Consider the following 25,469-nt stretch of genomic DNA (forward strand, 5'->3'; position numbering starts at 1 on the left):
CTATCCATATTCATACTTTTCCGTAAAAGCAGAACACACTAAAAGTTTAACCACTTATCGCATCTGCTAAACATATCGGAATAGGAATACTAAAGTTTATACTTTGGTTTCTGGCCATCATTATCGGCCTTGTTATACTTATTGTTATTGCCCTTCAAATACCTGGGGTACAAAACTTCGCAGCTCAGAAAGGTGCCTCCTATCTATCTAACATGCTCGATACAGAGGTGCGAATCGGCCGCTTTACCACCGACTGGCGCAACACCTTGGTTCTTAAGGGTGTATATGTAGAAGATCAGCAGCAGGACACCCTCTGGTATTCTGAGCGCCTGGGCGTTGACATGAAAATACTTTCGTTGCTGAGCGGCGAACTGAACATCAGCAAAATCGACCTCGACAACGCTACTCTTAAACTGCATATCCGCGAAGACAGCACCACGAACTTTGATTTTATAACCGAAGCCTTTGCCACCGATACCACCACAGCACAACCCGCCGATACATCTGCGGCCATGGCCATTAATCTGGGCATGATCAACCTGAATGATGTATACCTGGTGTTCAGGGATGATGCCGGAGGTAACTACATACGGGGAAGAGTGGGAGAACTTGCCACCACCATGGAGGAGCTAGACCTGGATGCACAGCGCTATATGGTAGATGAGGTAGAGCTGCGCAACACCTGGGTAAACTACGAGCAAACCAAGATACCGCCACCCTCCGGAGACGAAGAGCCACTGGAAATGGATTTTGGCCTAAACCGGGTTGCCCTAGAGAACATACAACTAAAGTACCTGAGCAGGATAGCTGAGCAGAGCATTGAGCTAAACTTGGGAAAATCCGAAATCATATCAGATAACATAGATCTGAAAGGCGCGCGCATAGATCTTAAGAGCCTCGACCTGCACAACACAAAAGTGCTTTACGCTCAGGAAAAGTATAAGCCCTCCGACTCGCTGGCTGTAAACCCTGAACGCACCGTTGAAAAGCTGGACCAATCGGTAGAGAAAGCTGCTGCACAACCTATGAACTGGGTATTGGCATTGGGAGAACTGGATGTAAGCGGCCTGGAGGTAAAATTCGATAACTTTAACGTACCGGAGCAGCCTCGCGGCATGGATTACGACCACCTGCACTTCACTAATGTTGCCATGGATGCTGAAGACCTGATCTATAGCCTGAACAGAACTGAGGCCAAGATAAACCAGCTGCAACTAAAAGAGCAAAGCGGCTTTACGCTGCAAAACCTGCAAGCCAACATTATTTTCGACTCTACGGCCACAAGCATAACCGGCCTGGATATTAAAACACCAAATAGCCACCTGCAAAACCAGTTGGCCATGCAGTACCCATCCCTGGATGCTATGGCAGAGCGCCCCGAAAGTATAAGCCTGGACGTAGATTTACGCAACAGCTACATAGGCATGCGTGATGTGCTATATTTTGTTCCGGACCTGGCTCAGAACCCATCTTTCAGAAGTATAGCCAACTCCACTATACAAGTAAATGCACAGGCAAACGGCCCTGTAAACAACTTGCAGGTAAGAAACCTGCAGTTACAAGGTTTAAGCGGCACCAACGTAGATGTGAGCGGCACCATCCGCAACACAATGGATCCTGATAATTTATACTTGGATACCAACATCAGGCAGTTTACCACTACCCGCACCGATGTACAGGCCCTGCTACCTGCCGGCACCATGCCAGACAACATCAGGCTACCACAGCAAATGAGCCTGACGGGTAACTTTACCGGAGGTATGACAGCCTTTGATGCCAGCGCCGATATACGCACCTCTTTTGGCAACGCTGATGTGGTGGTAGACATGGGAGCCAACGAGACTTTTACAGCAACTGTACGCTCCGGCGGCTTCGACCTGAACCAGCTGTTTACCGATAGCCTGGGTTTAGGTAAAATAGCTCTGAATGCGAAGGCAAAAGGCCAGGGACTTACGCCCGAAACTATGCAGGCTAATGTAGAGGGCAATATTCAGGTTCTTGACTACAACAACTATACGTATAACAACATCGCCCTCAATGCCAACATCAATCGCAACCTGTATGCTGTAAAAGCAACGGCAAAAGATCAGAACCTTGCCTTTAACTTAGTTGGTGATTTTAACCTCAGAAACGAACAGCAGCCAGTGTACAACTTTGATCTGGACCTGGCCAACGCAAACCTGCAAGCGCTTAACCTTTATCCTGATCCGCTTGCCGTGAGAGGCAGGTTAGAAGGTAGCTTTACCGGAGCAGATGCAGCTACAATAAGTGGAAAACTAATCGGCGATGAATTGGTGGTGCAGCATAACAACCGCTCCTTCCCTATCGACTCGTTGCTGATGACGCTAGACCAGCGCGGTGACATAGCAGCCGTAACAGTACAATCTGATTTGCTGGATGCAGAAATGAATTTTGAGAATTCGCTGGCTACCCTGCCTACTGCCCTGCAAAAGCATTTCTCAAATTACCTCGACCTGCAACCAGACCCGCCGTACCCTGCTAACCTGAACCTGGGCGACTTTACAGCAAGGCTTAACCTCAAAAACACCGGACTGATCAACTCGTTTGTACCAGGACTGGAACAATTGCAAACTGAAGGGCCAATTACGGCATCGTATAACGGCGAGACCCAGCAACTGCAGCTGGATGGTATTATCAGTAAGATTGTGTATACCGACTACACAATAAACACTCTGAATATGCAGGTACGCGGCGACCGTAATCAATTAGGCTATACTTTGGCACTTAATAGTCTTGTATCGCCCTCTCTGAACGTGCGGGATGTAACATTGGAAGGTGCTGCCAGAGACGATGAATTACTTGTAAAATTGGCAGTTGCTGAAGACAGTGCTAATGCGAGATTTGTGGTAGGCGGAGCATTGTCAAGTATAGGCCGCGGCTACCGTTTTGCCTTTAACCCGGACCAGCTGGTTATAAACGGCGACACCTGGACTGTACCTCAGGATAATTACCTGCAGTTTGACACAGATTTGCTTTACGCTAACAACATTCGGCTAGCGCGGAATGATATGGCCATTGGCTTGAACAGCACCGGCCCAGTAGCCCCCAATGCACCTTTAAATTTAACATTTGACAACCTGGACATTGGCTACCTGGTGCAATCGTTCCAAAAACAGGATAGCCTAGTAAATGGCATCATAGACGGAGAGGCAACAGTGCAAAACTTAATGGCCGGGGATCTTTCCTTTACCTCCGACTTAACGGTATCAGACCTGATTTACCAAGGTGTGCCTGTGGGCAACATTGCACTGCAGGCCAACAGCGCCGGAGTTAACCGTTATGATATAAATGCAGCGCTTACAGGTAACAACAACCAGCTAAAGATTACAGGCCTGATGGAAACGCAGCCTAATGCCACGCTGCTGAACTTGAACGCCAACATCGCCAGCCTGAACATGGCTTCCTTTCAGGGCTTTACCGAAGGTATAGTAGATGATCTGGGAGGTACAGCACAAGGCGACCTGCGCATTACAGGCACCCTCGACGACCCAAGTATACTTGGCCAGTTAAATTTTAATCAGGCGCAGTTTAACCTTACCCAACTAGGGTCCCTTTTCACGCTAGAGAACGAGCAGCTGGTATTCAACGAGACAGGCATCAACTTCCCTAACTTTACCATAACCGATTCGCTAGGCAACGACCTTCTGGTAAACGGCAATATTTTAACTCAGGATTATCTGGATTATACTTTCGACCTGGAAGTAGATACAGACCGTTTTCTGGCACTTAACTCCACAGCACAGGATAATAATTTATTCTACGGCACTGTGTATGTAGGAGCCAATGCGGCCATTACCGGCAACATGATGCAACCCATTATAAAAGTAAATGCCCGTGTGTTAGACGGCTCAGATTTCACGACAGTTATTCCTGCCGATGAGGTAGGGGCAGCTGAGCGAGAGGGTATTGTAGAGTTTGTAAACTTAAACCCTGAGATGACACGCATTATTCGGGAGCAGAAAGAAGGCGATACTACTGAGATTACTGGTTTTGTGGGCGCAGATGTAGAGGCAGAGCTTGTTGTAACTGACGAAACACAGATTACCATTGTAATAGACCCTATCACCGGCGATAATTTAACAGTACGCGGCAACGCTGATCCGCTATTTATTGGAATGCGGCCAAGCGGCGAGATCAATATGTCGGGCCGCTATACGGTAACAGAAGGTAAGTATAGTATGGATTTCTACGACTTAGCGTCCCGTGAGCTGGAAATTGCAGAAGGTAGCTACATAAACTGGACAGGCGATCCGCTGCTGGCTACCATGGATATTACCGCTATCTATAATGTCAGAACTGCTCCACAGGAACTAGTGTCATCGCAGGCTGGAGGTTACGAAGAAGCGGCACTCAGGAATCAGCTTCCTTTTGAGGTACACGTTTTCGTAGAGGGCGAAATACTTACTCCAGAAATCAGTTTTGATGTGCAGCTACCAGAGCAGGAACGTGGCAGTGTGCCGCCGATTGTGCTTACCAGCCTTGGAAACCTTCGTCAGGATGAGTCTGAACTAAACAAGCAAGTGTTTTCGCTACTGGTGCTCAATCGCTTTATGGCCCCTGATCCTTTTACCAGCTCCGGCGGTGGGTTTGAGTCTACGGCGCGTAACAGTTTAGGCCAGGTAATGACCGACCAGCTAAACCAGCTGACAAACCGTTATGCAGGCGGGCTAGGCCTGGAGTTAGGGGTAGATTCTTACCAGGATTACTCTTCCGGCTCGGCACAGGGCCGCACTGACTTGAATGTAGCCATGCGTCAGCAGTTCCTTAACGACAGGCTTACGGTGCGTGTGGGTACCGACATTGGCCTGGAGGGCGGTAGTCAGACAAACCAGACCATGAGCGGCTTTGGCGGCGACATTTCAGTAGAATACTCCTTAACTGAAGATGGCAGGTTGCGTGTGCGGGGTTTCCAGCGTAACCAGTACGAAGGCGTAATTGAGGGCGGTGATGTGCGGGCAACCGGTTTGGCCCTGATTTTTGTACGTGAATATAACAACTTCTCCGACCTGTTCCGTGACCTGGAAAGCCGACGCAGACGAGACGAGGAACGCCGGCTGGAGGCCGCAAAGAAAATACGCAAGGAGAAAAAAGAAGTAGAAGCAGAACTAGAAGAAGGTACGAAATAAAACTATGCAAGAAATACACCCCCGGCTCAGGCTGAAAAAGGCCTGCCATCTGCTGTTGGTATGCCTGCTACTGGCAGGCTGCAGTGTAACCAAAACTGTGCCCGAGGATGATGCTTTGTTTACTGGTTTTGATGTAAAGGTAGAGGGAGAAAACGACAGCAGCAACCGCAGTGCAGAACTTGAAACCGAACTCAGCGCCACAGTGCGCCCTGAACCAAATGCATCCATACTTGGCCTGCGCCCAAAGCTCGCTATCTACAATGCTTTTTACACTGAAAAGGAAAAAGGGATCAGCCACTGGATCATGACTAAGCTGGGGGAGCCACCTGTACTTATCTCGCAGGTAGATACCGGCAGCGTGAGCCAGATTATGAGCAACCGCCTGCACAACCGCGGCTATTTTAACAATACTGTAGGCAGCACCACAGCCGTAGATAAGAAAAAGAAAAAAGGCACCATTAGTTGGACAGCCCAGGTAGGAGAACCGTATCGCATCCGAAACATTAAATATACTTTAGATGATTCGCTTCAGGTACACCAGGATATCGAGCGAACCCAGCAAGAATCTCTGCTCAAGGCCGGAGAGCCTTACGACCTAAGCATCATGACAGATGAGCGTATCCGGATAGATGGCGTGCTCAAAAACAAAGGCTACTACTACTTTAGCCCTGATCTACTTATATTTAGTGTGGATACCACCGTGGGCAACCGCCAGGCTGATGTACTGATGCGCATCAAAAGTGCGGCTTCATCGCAGGCGCTTCGACCTTACAAATTAGATGATATTTACATTCTTGCCAATTATTCCCTCGGCGACAGCCTGGCAGTTAGGGATACCGTTAGTTTTCAGAACTATCATTATATTCCTAACGAAGAGTATATGAAAGCACGCCACTTGCTCGACGGTGTGTTTCTGGTGCAGGATAGTATTTATACCCGTGAAAACCACCTCCTCACCATTAAACGCCTTTCAGGGCTCTCAGCTTATAAATTCGTGAACATAGACTATGAGCCTGATACTGCCAATACAGATAAACTTGACGCCTTTGTGTTTCTTACACCGGCTTTAAAAAAATCGCTGCGGGCGGAGGCGCAGATGGTAAGCAAATCCAACAACTTTGCCGGTCCGGGACTTAATGTGTCCTTCCGGAACAGGAATACATTCAGAGGATCAGAAGTACTCAGGGTAGAGTTTACCGGCAGCTTCGAATCGCAGGTGGGTGGCCGCGGCACAGGTAGTGCGCCAGAAGGCGTAGAGCAACCAGAAAAGAGCAACATACCATCTTACGAGTTGGGAGTTCAGACGTCATTATCTTTCCCAAGAATTCTATCGCCGTTTAACCTGCGTAACCTGCGCACTGAATTTGTGCCGCAAACTCGTATTGGGCTGGGCTTTAACTTTCTGAGCAGATCAGGCTTTTACCAGCTTAACTCTTACAACGCTACCTACGGCTATACCTGGCGGCCCAAAGAGACATTAACTTTTGATGCCACGCCGATAAACCTGCAGTATGTGCGTCTGACTAATCCAACTGATGAATTTAACGAACGACTGGCCCGCAACCCATACTTACAGCGCAGCTTTGAAAATCAGTTTATAATTGGCGGCATCTACCAGATGACCTACACCAACCAAATGCTTAAAGACCGTACCAGCAACATCTTCGACAGGATAACCCTGGATATGTCTGGAAACGTGGTGAGCGGTTTTCAGTCGCTGACGGGTAAGCCTAAGCCTACAGAGGAGGAGCCACGCGTACTGTACAGAGACCGTTATGCACAGTATGTGCTGTTAGACAATGATTTCAGGCACTACCTTAATATGGGCAAAGAAAGCCAGCTGGTATGGCGGCTGGTAACCGGTGTCGGTTACTCTTATGGCAATTCATCTACTATGCCGTATGTAAAGCAATTCTCTATTGGAGGGCCAAACAGCGTGAGAGCGTTTAGAGCAAGAAGTATAGGCCCCGGAACTTATAACCTCCCAGATGAGCAGGTATTCTCCTTTTTTGATCAAGTAGGTGATATTAGGCTGGAGACAAACTTAGAATATCGCTTTCCGATTGCCGGGTTCTTCAAAGGTGCTGTATTTGCCGATGCCGGTAACATCTGGAACCTACGCGAAGACCTTAATGAGGATGGAGAGCCAGAAAAACCTGGAGCCCAGTTCGAAGCAAAAGACTTCTTAAGCGAATTAGCGGTAGGCACTGGTGTAGGCCTGCGCATTGATATTGAGTTCTTTGTAATCAGGTTAGATTTAGGTATACCGGTACGTGTGCCATACCTGCCAAAAGGAGATCGCTTCGTGCTAAACGAGTTTAACGGCAGCTTCAGCGGCGACTACGGCATGGTACTTAATATTGCGATAGGTTATCCGTTTTAATTGTTGATTGTTGGGGATAGAAACGCAATATGGATAAAGGAGCGCGCAGTTTATACTTTAGATGCCACGGCAAGTATAAAAACCTGCAAGTATAAAGTATGGCAAGTAGTGGTCTTAAACTGCCTGAGCAGAATTATGGTATTTCAAAAAAACAATCAGCAGTTAACAATCATCCACTTATTTGCTCATCTATATACCCTACAATCTCTTCCCACTGCTGCGGATAGAACCAGGTATACTCATCAGGATGCTTTGTAAACCAGGTAAGCTGGCGTTTAGCGTAGCGGCGGCTGTTACGTTTTAGCAAACGTACGGCCTCTACCCAGTCATACTTCCCCTCCAGGTAATCGAATATCTCTTTATAGCCAACTGTTTGCAATGCGTTATGCTCCCGGTATGGGTATAGTCCTTTAACTTCATCTAGTAGCCCCTGTTGCAGCATCAGGTCCATACGCTGGTCTATGCGGCTGTAGAGTTCTGCCCTATCGCGGTTTAAGCCAATTTTAATAATGTTGAAAGGCCGCTCCTGCTTCTCGCTTCTACGATATGAAGAATAAGGATGTCCGCTACTCAGACATACTTCCAGCGCCCGCACCACACGTTGGGTATTAGCTTTATCAACCTGCGCAAAGTATAAAGGGTCAAGCTTTTCCAGCTTCTCCAGCAGCGGTTGTATTCCTTCCGTCTCACACTGTTTGGTAAGTTCTTCTCTTATGGTTGGGTCTACTTCCGGCATTTCGTCCATTCCCTCCAGCACAGCACGCACGTATAAACCGGAGCCACCAGTCATCAGTACCACGTCCTTCTCCCGGAACAGTTCCTCCAGCAGCTGCAGCACATCGGCTTCGTAAGCGCCAGCATTATACTCTTCGGTTATACTATGAGAATCTATAAAATAATGCTTAATTCCTTGTTGCTCTTCTGGAGTGGGCTTGGCAGTACCAACACTCATCTCCCTGAAAAATTGCCTGGAGTCGGCAGAGATAATGTCTGTTTGGTAATGCTTTGCCAGCTGTACGCACAGGTCTGTTTTGCCAACAGCCGTTGGCCCCACCACAACTACCAGGTGTTTCTTTTTGGTTATACTTGCCATAGTCGCTCATAAAACCGGAATAGCTTCTGCTCTTCCTGCTGCCAGTTTAGTTCCTGTTTTGCCAGTTCACAGTTTGCCGCCAGCCTTTGGTATAGTTTCTCATCGGTTAGCAGCATTTCCAGTTTAGTTCTTATCTCCTGCACATTTAGGCTGGTTAGTACCCCAACCTCATATTTATCATTCAGTTGCCTGTACTCCGGAAAATCAATTACCAGCTGCGGTACACCTGCATGTATGTAATCAAAGAATTTATTTGCCAGCGAATAATAATAGCTAAGGCCTTTGTTCTCCAGAAGCATCACCCCCACCTGGCAACTTCTTGTTATCTGGAGCAAGTCTTTTGGCAGTATTTGCCCTTTAAACTCTACCTTATCTTCTACTTTTAGTTCTTTAGCTAACCTTTGCAGCTCATCAAACACATCACCTTTTCCACAGATAATCAGCTTCGCATCCAAACCTATCATGGCCTCCAGTAGTGGTTCCAGCCCCCGGCCTGCGTTTACAACACCTTGGTAAAGTATGGTTTTTGGCATTTTTACAGCAGTAGCGTCGGGTTGCATAACAGGCAGGTTGCGCAGCACCTCAAAGTTGGCTTTATACTTTCTGTGATAGATGTAGGCAATAGACTGTGTTACCGTATAGGCGTATTGGGTTCTTGTAACGATAAATTTCTCTATGGCAGTCCAGGCGGCTTTTACCAGTTTACGGTCTGTTACCTCTATCACCTCCGGAAAGTACTCATGTGCATCATAAACAAAAGGCACCTTCTTCGCTTTTGCCTGAAAGTATACCGGTAGGGCTGTGTCCAGATCTATGGCGCAGAGGGCATCATAGCTATTGCGAGCCAAGTAAAAGTATAGCCGCAGCATAAACTCCAGGTAAAAGAGCTTACCTTTATGATACTTGCACTTAAGACGGTGCTGCCTGTAAGGTTGCTGCTCCAAGGGCTGAGAGTCCGGTTTTTCCCTGCCTACTAGCTCTACCTCGTACCCACGCCTGGCCAGCGAAGTGCAGATTCGCTGCATGCGCTGGTCGTGGTTTAAATCGGTAGTTACAGTAAACAGGATTTTCTTCATGGGCAGTAGCAACAAATTAAGCAAAGTTAGCACTAACAGCAACTGTTATGTGTTTAACTACAGCAGCATGGTGCAATAGCATTGCTTAATTTGCTAAATTATGACGCAATTTGTAAAATTAATATCAGAGTGTAGTGCCAAGCGTAAATTACACCTGTATAACGTAGCCGAATTCCAAGATGCCTAATATACCAATTGGTCCTCCTGACTCACACCTGGTACAGCTAGCAAGTAACTTGCTGGATGTGCTTTCACAGCTTTCAAAATCTGGCAACGGGTTATTGGTTGCCTTGCCCGATGGACAGATTGTTGCCGTAAACTCGCAGCTAAAACAGTACACACAGGCTACCTCCCAGCAATTGCAAGACCTTCTGGACATGGATAACACTATGTATCAGCAAGTAATGGACGAACTAAGCCTTAATCAGATTTTCTCAGGTAATTTTCAGGTTGCTTCCAATACGCTACGCAGCACCTATCACTACAGCATCAAACTGATACATTTTCAGGAGCACCAGTTTGTATGTGCGGAGCTTTCTGGCATAGGCCAGCCTTCTACCCTGATTCCTACTGAAGGCGACAGTTATCATAATGTATTCGACAACAGCGTTGAGCCTCTGTTTATACTCGATTGCAGCGGCAACTTTATAGACCTAAACCAAAGTGCGCTTAAAATGATCCATAAGTCGAAGGAGGAGCTTATCGGTACTTCAATCTTCAGGAACTTTGGATTAAATCTGTTTGAGCGGGTAGCATTAAAAAATCAACTTAACCAGGTACTTACAGGCCAGACACAGCGCTTTGAGTGGTGGCTGCACGAAGATAACAACGAGCTGTTGCCTATCGAAATCTCACTTCAGGCTGGCAGTTTCCGAGACGAGCCTGTAATTTTTGGCTATGTCAAAAACCTGTACGAAGTTATAGATTCTGAGCAGGACGTACGCTTTAGAAACCACCAGCTAGAATTTGTGAATCAGCTTATCACCAACTTGTCGTCTTCAGATAGCCAGCATGAGGTGTTAAACCATACATTGGATGAGTTGATTGATAAAAGTGATGTGACAGGCGGCGCGGTTTATACTTTTTCGCAGTCTGATAACATGCTGCTTCTCTCCTACTCAAAAGGAGATGCTGGCTCTGCACCGGTGCCTGAGCAGGTAGAGTTACCAGCCTCCCTGGTTAATAAGATATTAAAAAGCGAAAAAAGAAAAGCACACACAGACGCACGTGTTTTCCTGAAAAAGGCAATTCAGAAAGACCTGACTGTAGTGCCTGTCACCACCGATACAGAGCTGTTGGCCCTGATTCTGATGTGGCCAGGTAACGACCCAAACATGTCGCAGCCTTTTATAGCCCTGCTTGATTTCATTGGCAGTGCCATAGGCAACTACATCTCCCGGCACAGGCTGATGCATCAGCTCTCCCTTTCCGAAGATAAGTATAAGCTGTTATTTGAGGCGTCTTACGATGCTATCATACTTTTTAAAGAAGGAAAGGTAATAGAGTGCAATGAGAAAACACTGGAATTTTTCAGGTGCACACGCGAAGATGTTATTAGCCATACGCCTATGGATTTTTCGCCTGAATACCAGCCAGACGGCTCCCGTTCAGATGAAAAAACCGCACGGTTAATGGAAGAGGTAATCACAACAGGAAAGTCTATTACGTTTGAGTGGAAGAACCGCCGTAAAGACGGCACACTGTTCGACACAGAGATCACGGCCAACCCTCTTCAAATTAATGCCGAAAATTACATCCAAGTATTTAAACGCGATATAACCCAACGTAACCAGGCTCAGCAGGCTGTGCGTCGCCAGGAAATCCTGAACGAGTCTATGAGCCAGTTCAGGAGCTTTTTGGAGAAGGTAAACCTGATCTACTTTAGCTTGGATAATCACGGCATCATTACCTATGCGAACGATTACTTCCTGAAGTACATTGAGTACAGCCGTGATGAGCTGATTGGCCAAAATTACTTTGAGTTGCTGGTGCCGGCGCAAGAGCAGGCGCATCGGCATGAAGAATACCTGGCCACATTAGGTTCGAGGCAATTAAACACTTACTACGAACGCGATGTAGTATCCAAGTCGGGGCAAACCAAAACGATCCGCTGGAACAGCATGTTTGAGTATAACGCTGAAGGCGACCTTATCGGCGTAACCATGGTGGGTAAGGATATGACCGACAAGCGTATTGCTATGGAGGCGCTCAAGGATAACAAAATCCGATTGCAGGACCTGTTCGATAACGCGCATGACCTTATCCAGAATATCTCTGTCGATAACAAATTTATATTTGTGAACAGAGCCTGGAAAGAACGCTTAGGATATACCGACGAGGATATTGAAACGCTTACCCTAAACGATATTGTGCACCCTTACTATAAGGCAAAGCTGATTTACCAGCTACGCAACTTGTACAAGGGAGAAAATGTAAACAAAATCGAAACAGTGTTCCTGACAAAAGCAGGAAAGCCGGTTCACCTTATCGGAAGTATAACTTGCAGCTGGCAAGACGGACGCCCTGTAGCCACACGAGGTATATTGCACGACATTACGGATCGTATAAAGGCAGAGCGCCTGCAGAAAGTATACTATAGTATTGCCAACCTGGCCATCAGCAGCAAAGACTTAAACTCGCTGTACTCTGCCATTCACAGGGAGCTAAGCAAGATTATCGAAACCCGAAACATCTACATAGCCCTTTGCGATAACGACCAAAGTAACCTTCATTTTGTGTACTTGGTTGATCAGTTCGTAGAAAAATCCGGAAAAATAACCCGGCACCGGCCTTTTACATCAGGCCTTTCTGAACACATTATACAATCGGGCAAACCGCTGTATATGCAAAAAGCAGACCTGATAAAACTGGCAGAGCAGGAAAACCTGACCATACACGGCGCTATACCAGAGGTTATGCTTTGCTCCCCGCTGGCCATCGGCGACAGGATAATCGGTGTAATTACGCTGCAGGACTATCAGAACCCTGACGCTTATGTGCACACAGATATTGAGATACTGCACTTTATTTCGAACCAGGTAGCCTTGGCTATTGAGCGTAAGCGCAACGAGGAGCAGATAAATACGCAGAACGCGCGCTTAAATGCCATTTTCGAAAGCGGAACACATCATATGTGGTCCTTGAACCGAAACTTTGAGCTTACCTCCTTTAACCGGAACTTTGCACAAAGCTTTGAGAACAGGAACGACCAAAGTCTGCTGCCTTACACAAAAATAGATAATGATAGCATGTTGCCGCTGCATAGAAACTCTTATGATTTCTGGCAGGAGAAGTATGAACTGGCGTTTCAAGGGGAGCCGCAGCACTTCGAGGTCCACTTATCAGATCCTGAAAGCTGGCGAGAAGTATACTTGCACCCAATTTACCTAGAAAACGGCACCTTCGATGAGATTTCGGGTATAGCCCTGGATATTACAGACAAGAAAAAATCGCAGCTGGCGCTGGCTGAGAACGAGGAAAAATTCAGGCACGTGTTTGAGTCGTTTCAGGATGTATACTACCGAACGGCCATGAACGGTGAAATTGAGCTGATTAGCCCATCTGTTAACGACCTGTTGGGATACTCTGAGAAAGAAATAGTAGGGAAAAACGTAAAATCTTTTTACGCCAATAAAGAAGACTTTAGTGAGCTAAAACGCCTGGTGCTGGAGCACGAAAGCATCCGCGATTTTGAAGTAGACATTGTAAGAAAAGATGGCACTACCATAAACCTTCTAGTTGATAGCCGGCTAACTTACGATGCTGAGGGCAATGCTATTGCCATGGAAGGTGTGGCCCGTGATGTTTCGGAGTTAAAGCGTACACAAAAGGAGTTGCTCACTGCAAAAGAAGAAGCTGAAAACCTCCTGAAGGTAAAAACACAGTTCCTAGCCAACATGAGCCACGAGCTGCGCACACCAATGAACGGCATTATCGGTATGATAGACCTGCTGAGCCAGGTGAATATAGATCCGGAGCAGAGCGAATACATCGACACGCTCCGTAAATCATCCGATGCCCTGCTGGCCATCCTGAACGATATTCTGGACCTAAGTAAGATACAAGCCGGCAAGTTGGCTGTGAGTGAAAGCAGCGTAGACCTACACGAAACTGTAGGCAAGATACACTCTCTTTTCGCAAACCGGGCACAACAAAAAGACCTTACCTTTACTTATACTATAGCCGATAAAACGCCGCGTTACATTGTAACCGACGAAACAAGGCTGCTGCAGATACTTTCTAACCTTACATCCAATGCCATTAAATTCACTAACTCCGGTGATGTAAGTATAACTGTTGAAAGCGAGTGGCAACAATCCGATAAGTATAAACTTAAGGTCAAGGTTAAAGACTCTGGTATAGGTATAACTCCTGAAAACCAGGCTCTACTGTTTACCGACTTTACTCAGTTGGACAACTCTTCTACCAAAACATTTGGCGGAACAGGACTTGGGCTGGCTATATCGAAGCAGCTAACGCACCTGCTTGGCGGCGATATAGGAGTAGAATCCATACCAGGTGATGGAAGCGTGTTTTGGTTCTACGTTATAATTCGCAAGGCTACAGAGGCAGAGATAAAGGACCACCTAAGCAGGCAGCAGCTGCAGGACGTAGAGCAAAAAGCATTAGACTACAAGCCAATGGTGCTGCTGGTAGACGATAACCAAATAAACCAGAAGGTGGCTCAGAAACAACTCGAACGCCTCGGATGCGAAACAGATATAGCATCTAACGGCTACGAGGCTATCGAACTTGCTACCTCAAAATCCTACCACATTATTTTCATGGATATACAGATGCCGCAGATGGACGGTGTTACAGCTACCAAGCACATAAAAGAGCAGCTTGGAAGCAACTGCCCTCCTATTGTAGCCATGACAGCCTACTCTATGAAAGATGATGCCGAAAAGTTCATGAACCAGGGTATGGATGATTATGTATCCAAACCGGTGAAGAGCTCTGACCTTTATGCTACCATCAACAAATGGCAAAAAGAGAGCAACATCCTTGGCAGCATCGCGCAGGAAGCTACCATAGAGGAAGCTGCTACTGCAACCATCCCGATAATTGACAGTGAGGTGGTGGAGCAACTAAAGCAGATAGGCGGAGAGGATTTTACCAAGCAGCTATACTCTGAATTTGAGCAAGAAGCCGCTGAATTATTAGAAGAAGCTAAAAAAGAACTACAGGCACAACAATACAAGAGTATTTTGAGTACATTGCATCAGCTTAAGGGAACCGGCTTTACGCTTGGTATTAATCCGCTGGCAGAGTTAGCCAAACAGCTTGAACACGAGATCAAACATGATAAATTTGATACTGTGGACGATATGTTTGCGCAGCTTTTAGAACAATATGAGAATTACTGTAAAGCATATAAAGAAATCATCATCTAACTTACTCTTATGGCAGATAAAACTATCCTGATTGCAGAGGACAGCTCTGTGATACTTAACCTGACAAAAAAGATCCTTGAGCTTCAGAACTACAAAATACTGACTGCTAAGAACGGTGGTGAAGTGTTAAAGCAAGTAGAGAGTAACAAGATCGACGCCATTCTGATGGACCTGAACATACCGGTGAAAAGCGGCATGGATTGCACCCGTGAGATACGTGCGCACAAAGACCAGCAGATTGCAAAAATTCCAATTATAGCAGTAACCGGCAACGCCAACAACTACTCTATGGAGGATTTTAAAGAAGCTGGCATTAACGACTACCTGCCAAAGCCACTGGATTTCGACGCTCTGGTGTTAACCGTTAAAAAGTATACAGCTGAGTAAATGGAGCTAAAGTACACGCGGCCATTCTTAAACAAGCTGGAGGATATTTTTGCAGAGTCGGATTTTGTGCTGCGCTACGAAAAGGGCAATTTTAAAGCCGGCTACTGCGTGCTGAAGGATATGAAAGTGGCTGTGGTGAATAAGTATTTCAGCCTTGAGGGCAAAATTAATTGCCTTTACGACATTCTCCGCACTATTGCTGTAGACGAAACTCGTTTAAGCGAAAAAAACCGGCAACTTTATCTTGACATTCGAAATCAGGAAAAAGCCAATTGAAAGTAACATTTTTAGGCACGGGCACCTCGCAAGGCGTACCTGTAATAGGGTGCAGCTGCGAGGTGTGCCGCTCTGTAGACTATCGCGATAAGCGCCTGCGCGTGTCGGTACACCTGCAGGTAAACGGCAAAAGCATCATTATAGATTCCGGGCCTGATTTCAGGCAACAGGTACTGCGTGAGCGTATTAAAAAACTTGATGCACTGGTGTTTACCCACGAACATAAAGACCACACCGCCGGCCTCGACGATATCCGTGCCTACAACTTTTCTCAGAACAAAGACATTCCTATATTCGGTGAGCAGCGCGTGCTAGACCAGCTGCAGCGGGAGTTTGCCTACATTTTTGCAGATTATAAGTATCCGGGCATTCCTAGGGTAGAGCTTAATTCGATCAAAAACGAACTGTTTGAAGTAGAAGGCGTGCCTTTTACTCCTATCCGGGTGCTGCACTACAAACTGCCGGTGTTCGGCTTTAGGGTAGGCGACTTCACCTACATAACTGATGCCAACCACATCAGCCAGGAAGAGCAGGAGAAAATTAAAGGCTCAAAGGTTATTGTACTGAACGCCCTTCGCCACGAACCGCATATTTCGCACTTCTCTTTACAGGAGGCAGTAAATTTGTTGGAAGAACTGCAGCCAGAGCAAGCCTACCTTACACACATTAGCCACCTGCTGGGCCAGCATCGTGAAGTAGAGCCTCAACTGCCAGATTTTATACGTTTAGCCTACGACGGACTGCAAGTGGAAGTATGATTTATTTTGATTGCCTGATAGTTTGACAAATACAAAAAGCTAATTTTTTCAGACTCTCAGCATCAAATCAATCCTCATTTGTCCTTTGTCATCTAGTCCCTTGTCTAAAAAAACATGCATCAGAACTACTACTTTTTACGCCAGTTAACCACAGAGCTAGGCCACAAGTTGATCGGCATGAAAGCTGTAACCGCCTTTACACAGAACAAGGGCGAGTTGGTGTTGGGTTTTGCCGGCGAAGAGGAGGAATTCTACATTCGTGCTCTGCTAACATCACAGTTTACCTCCCTCTCCTTCCCCTCTGATTTTAAAAGAGCCAGAGCCAATACGATGGAACTGATGGAGCAAATGCAGGGCCAGTTGGTGCAGGAAGTGGTACAGCATCAGAACGAGCGCAGCTTTTACTTGAAGCTTAGCAATAATTTTATACTTCTGTTCAAGCTGTTCGGCAACCGCTCTAATATTATACTTTACCAGGAAGGAGTTCCTGTAGAGCTATTTCGAAAAAAGCTTCATGCTGATGCTGACCTCGACCCGTTACAGATGCACCGCCCAATGCAGCAAAATTTCGAAGCCTTTACTGCCGCCAACGGCAACATTAAAAAGGTATATCCAACCTTTGGCGACTTACCAGCCTTATACTTAGCAGAAAAACAATACGAGCAGAAACCGCTGGAGCAGCAATGGGAACTGGTACAAAGTATGCTCGATGTACTGGAGGCCCCGGAAGTATACTACATTATTCGCCTGGAAGACAAGCTGCGCCTGTCGTTGCTGCCACTCGGAGAAATTGTTTATACGTACACTAGTCCGCTTGAGGCTCTGAATGCCTATACCCGCTTATACTTATCAGAAACTGGTTTTGAGCGGCAATACACCCAGGCAAAGCAGCAGCTGGATCGTAAGCTGCACGTTACCCAAACAGTGCTGGAGCAGTCGGAGGCAAAAGTAAAGGAGCTGAAGCACAACAAATCCTACTCCCAGACGGCCGACGTGATCATGGCCAACCTAACTAATATTCCGCCACGCGCTACGGAGGTAGAACTGTATGACTTTTACACCGATCAGAACCGCATTTATAAGTTAAAACAGAACGAAACGCCCCAGAAGTTTGCCGAGCGGCTTTACCGCAAAGCCAAAAACCAGCACGTAGAAGTAAAGCAGCTAGAGGAAAAAGTTGAGCGAAAACTGGAAGAGGCAATTGTATTGGAGGATGCCCTGCAGGCACTAGCTGAGGCAAATGATTACAAAAAGCTGAAAGTATTTTTAAAAGAGTACGCCCCGCTGCTGGTAAGTAAACAACAGGCGTTGCAGGAGGTGCCTTTCAGGGTTTTCGAAACAGAGGGTTATAAGATATTGGTAGGTAAAAGCGCTAAAAACAACGATGAACTAACGCAGCGCCATACTTTTAAAGAAGATATCTGGCTGCATGCCAAGGATGTTTCAGGCTCTCATGTGATTATAAAATACCAGGCAGGAAAAACCATTCCAACCACTGTTTTGGAAAAAGCTGCCCAACTGGCCGCCTACTACAGCAAACGCAAATCCGACTCGCTGTGCCCGGTGATGTATACGCCTAAGAAATGGGTGAGAAAACCAAAAGGCGCTGCTCCCGGCGCTGTGGTTGTAGAGCGTGAGAAGGTTATACTTGTAAAGCCAGAGAATCCGTTTGAGCGGGTGAAGTAAAATCAATTTATACTTTGTGGTTATTTACTTCAGGTTTCAACAGTCTATATCCCTCCTTGTTTAAGATGTGGACTCGCTATTGAAAAGTATAAGTTCTATAGCAAAAGTATAAACATCCCCCTCGCCCCCTTCAAAGGGGGACTTTCCGCCATTGATTTAGCAGAAGTATAGTTTCATAGTTAATGCCACTCCTCGGACAGGTCGCGACCTGTCTTTACTAAACTTGATACTTCTCACCAACCCTCTCCTTTTTGTCATCCTGCCAAGGACCTTGGTAGAGGGGAGGTTAAGCGCCTGCTACCGTGGAACTCACCCCCAGCCCCACCGAGGAGGGGAATTTTGCCAGCTGCATCAGACGCCGGCGAAGAAGTGTCAATCCAAGTCCTTGTGTTGAGCGCCTCGAGAGGTTCCGGTGACGAGCGCCAGCGAGGCATTCGACGATAGGAGCAAAGGAAGCGAAAAGGGGGCCCCTACCCCCAGCAGCGCAATGCCCAAGGAGGAGGCCTCCCGGCCTTGGAGGGCACCAAAGCCAAAGATAGCCCTATTGGCTAGTAAAGCTTAGGAACAACAGTAGCTAGAAAGAAAGATAAAAAATATAATCCGCGACAAAGTATGAACAGGAAACGCAGATCAAAGGCAACAGAAATTCTGGAAAGTATAAAAGGAAAGTAGAGTGCGCACGGGGAGATTCGAACTCCCACACCCGAAGGCACCACCCCCTCAAGATGGCGTGTCTACCAATTTCACCACGTGCGCAGGTAAAAGGTGGATGCAAAAGTAAATAGCCGCACCGATATTTGCAACAGTCACAGGCATAGCTTTGACCTCCTGTACTTAATTTATACTTTCACAAAGTATAAATATAATAAAATCAAAGTCTTACGCTTTCTCAAGAAAATAATATTCGTTTATTCTCAATTTCCGAAACCATCTTAGGGCAACTGCATGTTCAAAAGACTAGCAATGGCTGCTAATTAGCACTACTTTGGGTATCTGTATAAATAAAACTGATACATAAGTATCTAACAATTAGGACATTTATTACCGAACCTTTAACTTTATCAAAATACAATTGTTTGGGTATTAAGGGATTGGCAATTTAGTTTCAGAGGTATATGAGCTTAGAGATCAAAGGACTTACAAAAGCATACGGTAAAAAGCAGGTACTTCAGGACCTGAACATTACCATAGAGCCAGGGCAATGCTACTGCCTTTTAGGCAAGAACGGCGTGGGTAAAAGTACCTTCTTAAACTGTATTCTTGATCTCGTGCAGCCAGACAGCGGTTCCATATCACTTTTTGGCCAGGATTATCACCAAAACGCGCTGGCTGTAAAGCAAAGTGTAGGTGCCCTCTGCGAAGATAATCCCTTAATAGAAGAGTTTACCGGCCTGGAGTACCTAAACTTTGTGGCGAAGCTCTATAAGCTAACTGCTGCAGAGGCTGACGAACGCATCACCAGCCTGACCAGCTATTTCTTCACCGATAAAGAGTCGCTGAACAAGAACATTGCCGGCTACTCTACAGGCATGAAAAAGAAGGTGGGCATTGCGGCAGCCATACTTCATAAACCAAGCATCCTTATACTCGATGAGCCTTTTACCGGCCTCGATCCAATTGCCGCTCAGCTCCTGGTTAACCTGATCCGAAATTATAGTACACCTAACCGTGTAGTGTTGATCTCGTCGCATGACCTGAACTATGTGGAGAAAGTGGCAACGCACATTGGCGTGCTTAACGATGGCCAGCTAATGTACAACGGCTCAGTGCAGGAGTTTACCATGAACGGCGAAAACCTGATAGACCAGGCGCTGTTCCAGTTGCTACTGCCGCACCACACCACCGAAACCAACATCGACTGGATGCTTAATTAGTGAAAAGTTGAGAGTTAAAAGTGAAGCGCAAGCTTCTCTGAACAAACTGTTAACTCATAGCTCTAACCGCTTAACTAGATTACATGGATTTGATCATATTTTCGTGCCGTGCCCGCTTTGCCAGCTTTTTCAGGCAAAAAAAGCTACAGCGCGTACTGCTGCTATCGTTGGGTATTGTAGGTTCGGCTTTTTATGCGTGGCTGTTCTCTTTTCTGCTGACCAAAGCGCATCAGGACGGTATCAATCCGGGTGTGCAGCAGGTGCTGCAGTATACTAACCTGTTCCTGTTGGCTATTATCATACTTCGCGGTTTCTTTCCGGCTTATATCCCTAAGTCAAACCTGATTCCGCGCATTTACCCGGTTAAGGCACTGCAGAAGTTCCAAGCTGAGTTTGTTGTAGAACTGGTGTCTCCGTTTTACTTTATACTTATAAACTTCCTGTTCCTGCTCTACCTGATGTCGCCGGAATACACGTTCTTACATTTGCTGCAGAGCACACTGGTTATACATACGGCACACGTAACGCTGCGCTCGCTGCAGGTGTTTGTGGAGCGGCGTATGCGCTGGCTAAGTATAAACTTTGCATCAGCGGCAGTAATGGCGGGTGGTTTTGTGGCCCTGCAGGCACGCGTGCCGATGTACACTGCTTCCGATGAATGGCTGTACCTAGTGGTGCACCTGGCAAGTTTGGGGCTTTTAATAGTATCTAACTTCTTTGTAGAACAGGCCGCTGCAGAGCCTAAGCGCCGTGAGGTATCTTACAGCACCAGCGCACGCCGCAGCCTTGGCTGGCGTTTGTTCAAGAACCACAAGCTAGCCAAACAGATGATTGTTTTTGGCTTGGTGTTTAAAGGCTTTTTCCTGGCCGTGGATGCATTTTCAGCTTACAAGACGGGTACTCATATCTTTGATAAGAATATGATCATGTGGATCTTCGTAGGGCCTATGATCATCTATAGCTATGTGTTTAACAATGCTTGGGGTTTTTACAGAAATCTTTGGCTCTCGATAGAGCGCAGCAGCGGCAGTTATGTTGATTTTGTGAAGGCAAGCCTCCTACCCTTGCGTGTGCCCCTGATGATGGACGCCATGCTGACGGTAATATATGTGATGCTCTTTAACCAGGCTAACGCAATGTTTATTGTGGCACTTTACATTGGCTCTGTGCTGCTGTTAACTCCATTCGGCATCATCGTTTCTATCATTAGTCCAAAGGCTATAAAGGGAGGTTTGTTTAGTTTTGAGGCGAAGTCTTCGTATTTCTACAACTTTCTGGGGATGGCACTTTATGCCATGCTCTTCCTGCCTTTGCTACACCCAATACTATACTTAGTTTATCCGGTACTAATCGGCCTCATGTTCTTTGCTTTGGTGGCTGTGCTAAGAGAGTACTCAACATACAAGTACAAACTCTTCGAGACTCTGTTTAAAGCAGAAGCATAAATATAAAAGTATAAGGCCCGGTAACTTTTGTTACCGGGCCTTATACTTTTATATAGTACAGAAAATTACACTTTTAGTTTTAACAGTAAACACTCACGACTAGAGCAGCTCAGAAAGGTCCAGCACGTTTGCTTCCATGTTGCCTTTTACCTCTACAGAAAGTGTTACCTTGCTCGGCTGAGGCGTTATGTCCTGCACACGAACCTCGCTTACGGCCCCCATCAACCTTACACCTTTTACTTCCATCCCTTCATTTAACAAATTGTTTGCCTTCAGCAGTTCTTTCTCAACAATATCATTTACATTGATTCTGGCTTTTCTGATGATCTGATTATAGGCTACTTTATTCACCATCACCTCTAAAGCTGTGTTGTAAAAACCGCTGCTAGTTCTGGAGTTTAAATTAAAGTGCTCTACGTATAGCTCCTGTGAGGCATTATCGTAGCCTAGTCTTGCCAACACATACAGGTCCACCTGATCGCGCTTCATCACCGTGCGTAGGATTCGTATTTTGACACGAAGTATAACCTCACTGGCTCCTGCGCTACTCCCACTGATACCAACATCCAGAATCTGTGCATAAGGCGCTGTTTCTTCACCTTCTTCTGGCTTAGGCACAAACTCGCCAACCATTTTTTTTCTTAAAACGCCTTCCAGCGCCGGGTATGAGATAGCTATTGGTAAGTGGATCCTGATCGATTCTTCTTCCATAGAGTATGGCTTGTGGTTTTGCAGCAACAAGAGCTGGTCTCTTACTGAATTTAAGGAGTACGGAAACTTTGGTAAAAGTATAAATAAAAAAAGCCCCAAACGAATGTTTGAGGCTTTTGAAGTGATCCCGCTGGGATTCACACCAAACTCAAAACCCTCATTAAAAACATTTGAATAGGTTTTATTTGCTTGTGTTAGTGAAAGAATTATGGTTATTAGTGACAATTTATCTATATTTGAATCCTTTTATATAGTTGTAATATAGATACATAGCACATAATGAGTTTCACCATCAAAGGTTCACTAACAGCTAAGAAAAATAAAAATGGCTTATACCCCTTAACCATCCGATATACAGTTGGTGGAGTTCCACACAATATATCATTAAAAGCACCAGATGGCAAAGTTATATCTGTAGATAAAAATGATTTCGATACAGAATCTGGTTTGATGAAGAAAACGAAATCGAATTACAATGCCCTAAACAATTTAATTAGGACTCATTCTCAGGTATTAGAGGATGTGGCGGCTATATCTTCCGATAAGACTTTTCAAACAGTTAAAGAATTGTACCTGAAAAGACTTGAAGAAATTCGGTCAGAAGAGGTTCGGCAAGCTGAAATTCTTAAACGGGAAGACACTATTATAAAGGCAAAAAAGCTTCATACGATTTTTAGTGCTGAAGATGCTGTTGAAAAGAAGAAGTCGCTAACTAAAACCCTTACCGAAATTGAAAACGAATTAGAGCAATATAGAGCCGAGGGAGTGATAACAGAACTCAATGAGGAAGAAGTTGAGTTTAAAAAGCTATTGTTGGAGTTTCCTAAAATGTATGAAAAGCAACCGAGTTACAGACAATATAAATCCTGGGTATCTAACTTGATTGAGTTTAGTCAACAGACTAATACACCATTGTTGTTTTCTCAATTGGACTTTGATTTTTATAATAAATATGGCACATATCTCATGTTCAATAGAATGCCTAAAAAAGTAAAAATGGTTAACAATACATTCGGTGGTCAAGTAAAGAAATTAAAACAATTTATAAACTGGTGTATCGAAATTAAGAAGGTTAAGAATGTAAATCTTATATACAAGAGATATGATGTTTATAGAAAATCAAAGGACACGATAATATACTTAGAAGACTTCGAAATAGAGTTGCTTTACAATGAGTATAGGCAACAAGTATCCGATGCAAAAAAACGGATGATTGATTTAACTGTGTTCCAATGCTGCACTGGATTGAGGTATGGTGATATATATGCATCCTCATGGGTAGTTAAAAATATTGATGGGGGTAAAGTACTGACTGGTGAGACTGAGAAGAACGAAGGAAACTATGTAATCCCATTTGATTTAGACAGCCGTATTGAAGAAATTTTAATTAGATATGATTATAAAATGAATCATATGGTTGAGACAGTTTATAATAGAGATATTAAACCTTTATTAGGAGAGTTTTATAAACAACATAATCTGTATCAAGAACCAGTAACATACATTAAAGAGAGATTTGAAAAGAAGGAAAAGCTAATAGACTTCAAGCATAATTTATTTTCATCTCATTGCAATCGTAGACGCTTCATCAATTATTGGAAGCTACAAGGTTTTGAAGACCAAACTATATTAGATATGCTTGGTAGTAAGGATAGTGAAGTATTACAAGGTTATAAAAAAAGGGATATATCAACTACTTCTAAAGTTATTACTACTAAGCTTTCTCAAATTAGAATGCTTACAGCTATGCAGGAAGAACATCTAATTGTTGAGCAATAAATACATTTAGAATTTGTAACAGTTATAAAGAAGTACCTATACAAACACCAAAATAACTTACCACATTTAGAAAAAGTGTTTGAGTTTTAAGAAGAAGCTACTGTAACAGGTAGCTTTTTTTATGCCTTATAGATTATTGTACTAACAACGCCTTCTTTATCTAATCCTATTTATCATACAAATATATGTAACATATTTGTTGAACAGGTTTGAAAAAATTAGAAAAATACAATTTATAAAATTGTAAATATGCCTATACGTGCTGCAGATGTATATTTTACTAAATAAAGTGCAACTATTACTTGCTATTTTCGTTAATATATAGTAACTTTGCAATATGGAAAATTTAGAACAGATAAGAAATCAATCAGCACAAAGAACTTCAGATAAGTACTTTAGTGAAGTAGAAGCCCTATTAGAATCATTTGGATTAACTACAACAGAGTTTGTAGGTTGGGAAGGTATAGCTATTACTTTCTCAGAAGGTGATGAAGACACTGTTGAAGCTATAACAGAACAGCTACCATTTTTAGAAAATTACAATCAGGTAGTATGTACTGATTATGATGAAGAAGATAATGAATATACAAGGTATGATAACCTTTACAGAATTATTGATGCTGAATTTATAGCCTATCAAAGAAGTAAAAAGATTACTAACCTATTAGCTGATTAAGATGAACAAACTAAAAGTAAATACAGCTACTGGTAAGAAAGTAGTTGAGTATAGTAAAGAGGTTATAGGTAACAAAGTAATCTATACTATTGATAATCTATGTTATAAATTAGATAAGGTATATAGCAGACAGGGTAGCAGAGGTGAGTTTATAGGTGATGATGGTATGCCTTACTTATATAACAACAAAGGAGAAAAAACAACACTTTTACATAATGGTTTTGAATTTGGTTTACGTTCTGATAAATCTATTATAGAGTATCTGTTATCAGAAGAATCTAATAGGTTTAGATATGAATTAGAATTTATTAATACAGTAAAAGATTTAAAATCTATTCTTCATCTTGTGCATACTAAACAAATGAATTTTAGTTATTTCTTTGGTTATGAAGGTTATTATAATGATAGAATAGTTTCTTTAAGCGAACCGCATATAATAATAACTGGTAATAATAAACATACCGATTTAGAATTTAATTATATTGTAAAACAAGAAGTATTTAATGATTACTATAAGTTTATGAGTAGTAGTAATAATGATGATACTGAACGTTTAAAGAAATATATCAGAGGTGAAAGATTAACTGATATTTTAGATAGTATTATAGAAGAATAATATGAATGATAAGATACTACAGGATTTTATGAAACTATCAGGTGTATATGTTATACCTGATGGTGAAGATTTTGATTTAGTATTTACTTCAGAAGCTGCTATGAAGAAAGAAAAGATAACAGCAGTATTAAATGATAATTCAAAAAGGAACAGCTACCATTCAAAG

The 25,469-nt window shown here is 44.3% G+C and carries 15 protein-coding genes and 1 tRNA gene; 12 read left to right on the forward strand and 4 right to left on the reverse strand.

Annotation, left to right across the window (positions count from 1 at the left end; genetic code table 11):
• Positions 1-212 precede the first annotated feature (212 nt).
• Together WG943_RS09285 and tamL are read left to right on the forward strand one after the other, a co-directional pair.
• The gene (locus tag WG943_RS09285) at positions 213-5,147 is read left to right on the forward strand and encodes a translocation/assembly module TamB domain-containing protein (protein WP_340408412.1); all 4,935 of its coding nucleotides are present in this window, start codon (positions 213-215) and stop codon (positions 5,145-5,147) included.
• Between the two features lie 4 nt (positions 5,148-5,151).
• Positions 5,152-7,530: a translocation and assembly module lipoprotein TamL gene (gene tamL / locus WG943_RS09290; RefSeq protein ID WP_340408414.1), complete on the forward strand. Its 2,379-nt coding sequence runs from the start codon at positions 5,152-5,154 to the stop codon at positions 7,528-7,530.
• A 169-nt stretch (positions 7,531-7,699) separates the two neighbouring features.
• On the opposite strand, the gene miaA is transcribed toward tamL, so the two are convergent.
• A complete protein-coding gene (miaA, locus tag WG943_RS09295; RefSeq protein WP_340408416.1) occupies positions 7,700-8,623 on the reverse strand; it encodes a tRNA (adenosine(37)-N6)-dimethylallyltransferase MiaA in 924 nt (307 codons plus the stop codon).
• Positions 8,611-9,699, reverse strand: a complete 1,089-nt coding sequence (locus tag WG943_RS09300) for a glycosyltransferase (RefSeq protein WP_340408418.1) — start codon at positions 9,697-9,699, stop codon at positions 8,611-8,613. The genes miaA and WG943_RS09300 overlap by 13 nt, the downstream gene beginning before the upstream one ends.
• A gap of 179 nt (positions 9,700-9,878) precedes the next feature.
• Here WG943_RS09300 and WG943_RS09305 point away from each other — a divergent pair, with 179 nt between their 5' ends.
• From WG943_RS09305 to WG943_RS09325, 5 genes are all read left to right on the forward strand, one after another.
• Positions 9,879-15,095 (forward strand): PAS domain S-box protein, encoded by a 5,217-nt coding sequence (locus tag WG943_RS09305; protein ID WP_340408420.1) that lies wholly within the window; start codon positions 9,879-9,881, stop codon positions 15,093-15,095.
• Positions 15,096-15,104: 9 nt separating this feature from the next.
• Positions 15,105-15,482, forward strand: a complete 378-nt coding sequence (locus WG943_RS09310) for a response regulator (protein ID WP_340408422.1) — start codon at positions 15,105-15,107, stop codon at positions 15,480-15,482.
• Positions 15,483-15,758 (forward strand): hypothetical protein, encoded by a 276-nt coding sequence (locus WG943_RS09315; protein WP_340408423.1) that lies wholly within the window; start codon positions 15,483-15,485, stop codon positions 15,756-15,758.
• Positions 15,755-16,516, forward strand: a complete 762-nt coding sequence (locus WG943_RS09320) for an MBL fold metallo-hydrolase (RefSeq protein ID WP_340408425.1) — start codon at positions 15,755-15,757, stop codon at positions 16,514-16,516. Before WG943_RS09315 ends, WG943_RS09320 begins: the two co-directional genes overlap by 4 nt.
• Before the next feature lie 114 nt (positions 16,517-16,630).
• Positions 16,631-18,202 (forward strand): NFACT RNA binding domain-containing protein, encoded by a 1,572-nt coding sequence (locus tag WG943_RS09325; protein WP_340408426.1) that lies wholly within the window; start codon positions 16,631-16,633, stop codon positions 18,200-18,202.
• Between the two features lie 674 nt (positions 18,203-18,876).
• Here WG943_RS09325 and WG943_RS09330 read toward each other — a convergent pair.
• Positions 18,877-18,958, reverse strand: a tRNA-Leu gene (locus tag WG943_RS09330).
• 359 nt (positions 18,959-19,317) lie between these two features.
• Between WG943_RS09330 and WG943_RS09335 the strand changes: the two genes are divergently transcribed.
• Both WG943_RS09335 and WG943_RS09340 read left to right on the forward strand, forming a co-directional pair.
• The gene (locus WG943_RS09335; RefSeq protein WP_340408427.1) at positions 19,318-20,076 is read left to right on the forward strand and encodes an ABC transporter ATP-binding protein; all 759 of its coding nucleotides are present in this window, start codon (positions 19,318-19,320) and stop codon (positions 20,074-20,076) included.
• Positions 20,077-20,159: 83 nt separating this feature from the next.
• Complete coding sequence (locus WG943_RS09340) at positions 20,160-21,521, forward strand: hypothetical protein (RefSeq protein WP_340408429.1); 1,362 nt, start codon at positions 20,160-20,162, stop codon at positions 21,519-21,521.
• A 99-nt stretch (positions 21,522-21,620) separates the two neighbouring features.
• Here the strand turns inward: WG943_RS09340 and WG943_RS09345 are convergent, their stop codons facing one another.
• Complete coding sequence (locus WG943_RS09345; protein WP_340408430.1) at positions 21,621-22,232, reverse strand: DUF4403 family protein; 612 nt, start codon at positions 22,230-22,232, stop codon at positions 21,621-21,623.
• Between the two features lie 279 nt (positions 22,233-22,511).
• Here WG943_RS09345 and WG943_RS09350 point away from each other — a divergent pair, with 279 nt between their 5' ends.
• The 3 genes from WG943_RS09350 (at position 22,512) to WG943_RS09360 (ending at position 25,303) form a co-directional block, all read left to right on the forward strand.
• On the forward strand, positions 22,512-24,011 hold the full coding sequence (locus tag WG943_RS09350; protein ID WP_340408432.1) for a phage integrase SAM-like domain-containing protein: 1,500 nt from the start codon (positions 22,512-22,514) through the stop codon (positions 24,009-24,011).
• A 337-nt stretch (positions 24,012-24,348) separates the two neighbouring features.
• Positions 24,349-24,687 carry a hypothetical protein gene (locus WG943_RS09355; RefSeq protein WP_340408433.1) on the forward strand — a complete coding sequence of 113 codons (339 nt, stop codon included), beginning with the start codon at positions 24,349-24,351 and terminating at the stop codon, positions 24,685-24,687.
• A 1-nt stretch (position 24,688) separates the two neighbouring features.
• Complete coding sequence (locus WG943_RS09360; protein ID WP_340408435.1) at positions 24,689-25,303, forward strand: hypothetical protein; 615 nt, start codon at positions 24,689-24,691, stop codon at positions 25,301-25,303.
• Positions 25,304-25,469 lie beyond the last annotated feature (166 nt).

The organism is Pontibacter sp. H249, from assembly GCF_037892465.1.
GTDB lineage: Bacteria > Bacteroidota > Bacteroidia > Cytophagales > Hymenobacteraceae > Pontibacter.

Bases quoted from the DNA above. Each gene is read 5' to 3' on its own strand.
- WG943_RS09285 (WP_340408412.1), top strand. From the start codon at position 213: ATGCTCGATACAGAGGTGCGAATCGGCCGCTTTACCACCGACTGGCGC.
- tamL (WP_340408414.1), top strand. From the start codon at position 5,152: ATGCAAGAAATACACCCCCGGCTCAGGCTGAAAAAGGCCTGCCATCTG.
- miaA (WP_340408416.1), bottom strand. From the start codon at position 8,623: ATGGCAAGTATAACCAAAAAGAAACACCTGGTAGTTGTGGTGGGGCCA.
- WG943_RS09300 (WP_340408418.1), bottom strand. From the start codon at position 9,699: ATGAAGAAAATCCTGTTTACTGTAACTACCGATTTAAACCACGACCAG.
- WG943_RS09305 (WP_340408420.1), top strand. From the start codon at position 9,879: ATGCCTAATATACCAATTGGTCCTCCTGACTCACACCTGGTACAGCTA.
- WG943_RS09310 (WP_340408422.1), top strand. From the start codon at position 15,105: ATGGCAGATAAAACTATCCTGATTGCAGAGGACAGCTCTGTGATACTT.
- WG943_RS09315 (WP_340408423.1), top strand. From the start codon at position 15,483: ATGGAGCTAAAGTACACGCGGCCATTCTTAAACAAGCTGGAGGATATT.
- WG943_RS09325 (WP_340408426.1), top strand. From the start codon at position 16,631: ATGCATCAGAACTACTACTTTTTACGCCAGTTAACCACAGAGCTAGGC.
- WG943_RS09335 (WP_340408427.1), top strand. From the start codon at position 19,318: ATGAGCTTAGAGATCAAAGGACTTACAAAAGCATACGGTAAAAAGCAG.
- WG943_RS09340 (WP_340408429.1), top strand. From the start codon at position 20,160: ATGGATTTGATCATATTTTCGTGCCGTGCCCGCTTTGCCAGCTTTTTC.
- WG943_RS09345 (WP_340408430.1), bottom strand. From the start codon at position 22,232: ATGGAAGAAGAATCGATCAGGATCCACTTACCAATAGCTATCTCATAC.
- WG943_RS09350 (WP_340408432.1), top strand. From the start codon at position 22,512: ATGAGTTTCACCATCAAAGGTTCACTAACAGCTAAGAAAAATAAAAAT.
- WG943_RS09355 (WP_340408433.1), top strand. From the start codon at position 24,349: ATGGAAAATTTAGAACAGATAAGAAATCAATCAGCACAAAGAACTTCA.
- WG943_RS09360 (WP_340408435.1), top strand. From the start codon at position 24,689: ATGAACAAACTAAAAGTAAATACAGCTACTGGTAAGAAAGTAGTTGAG.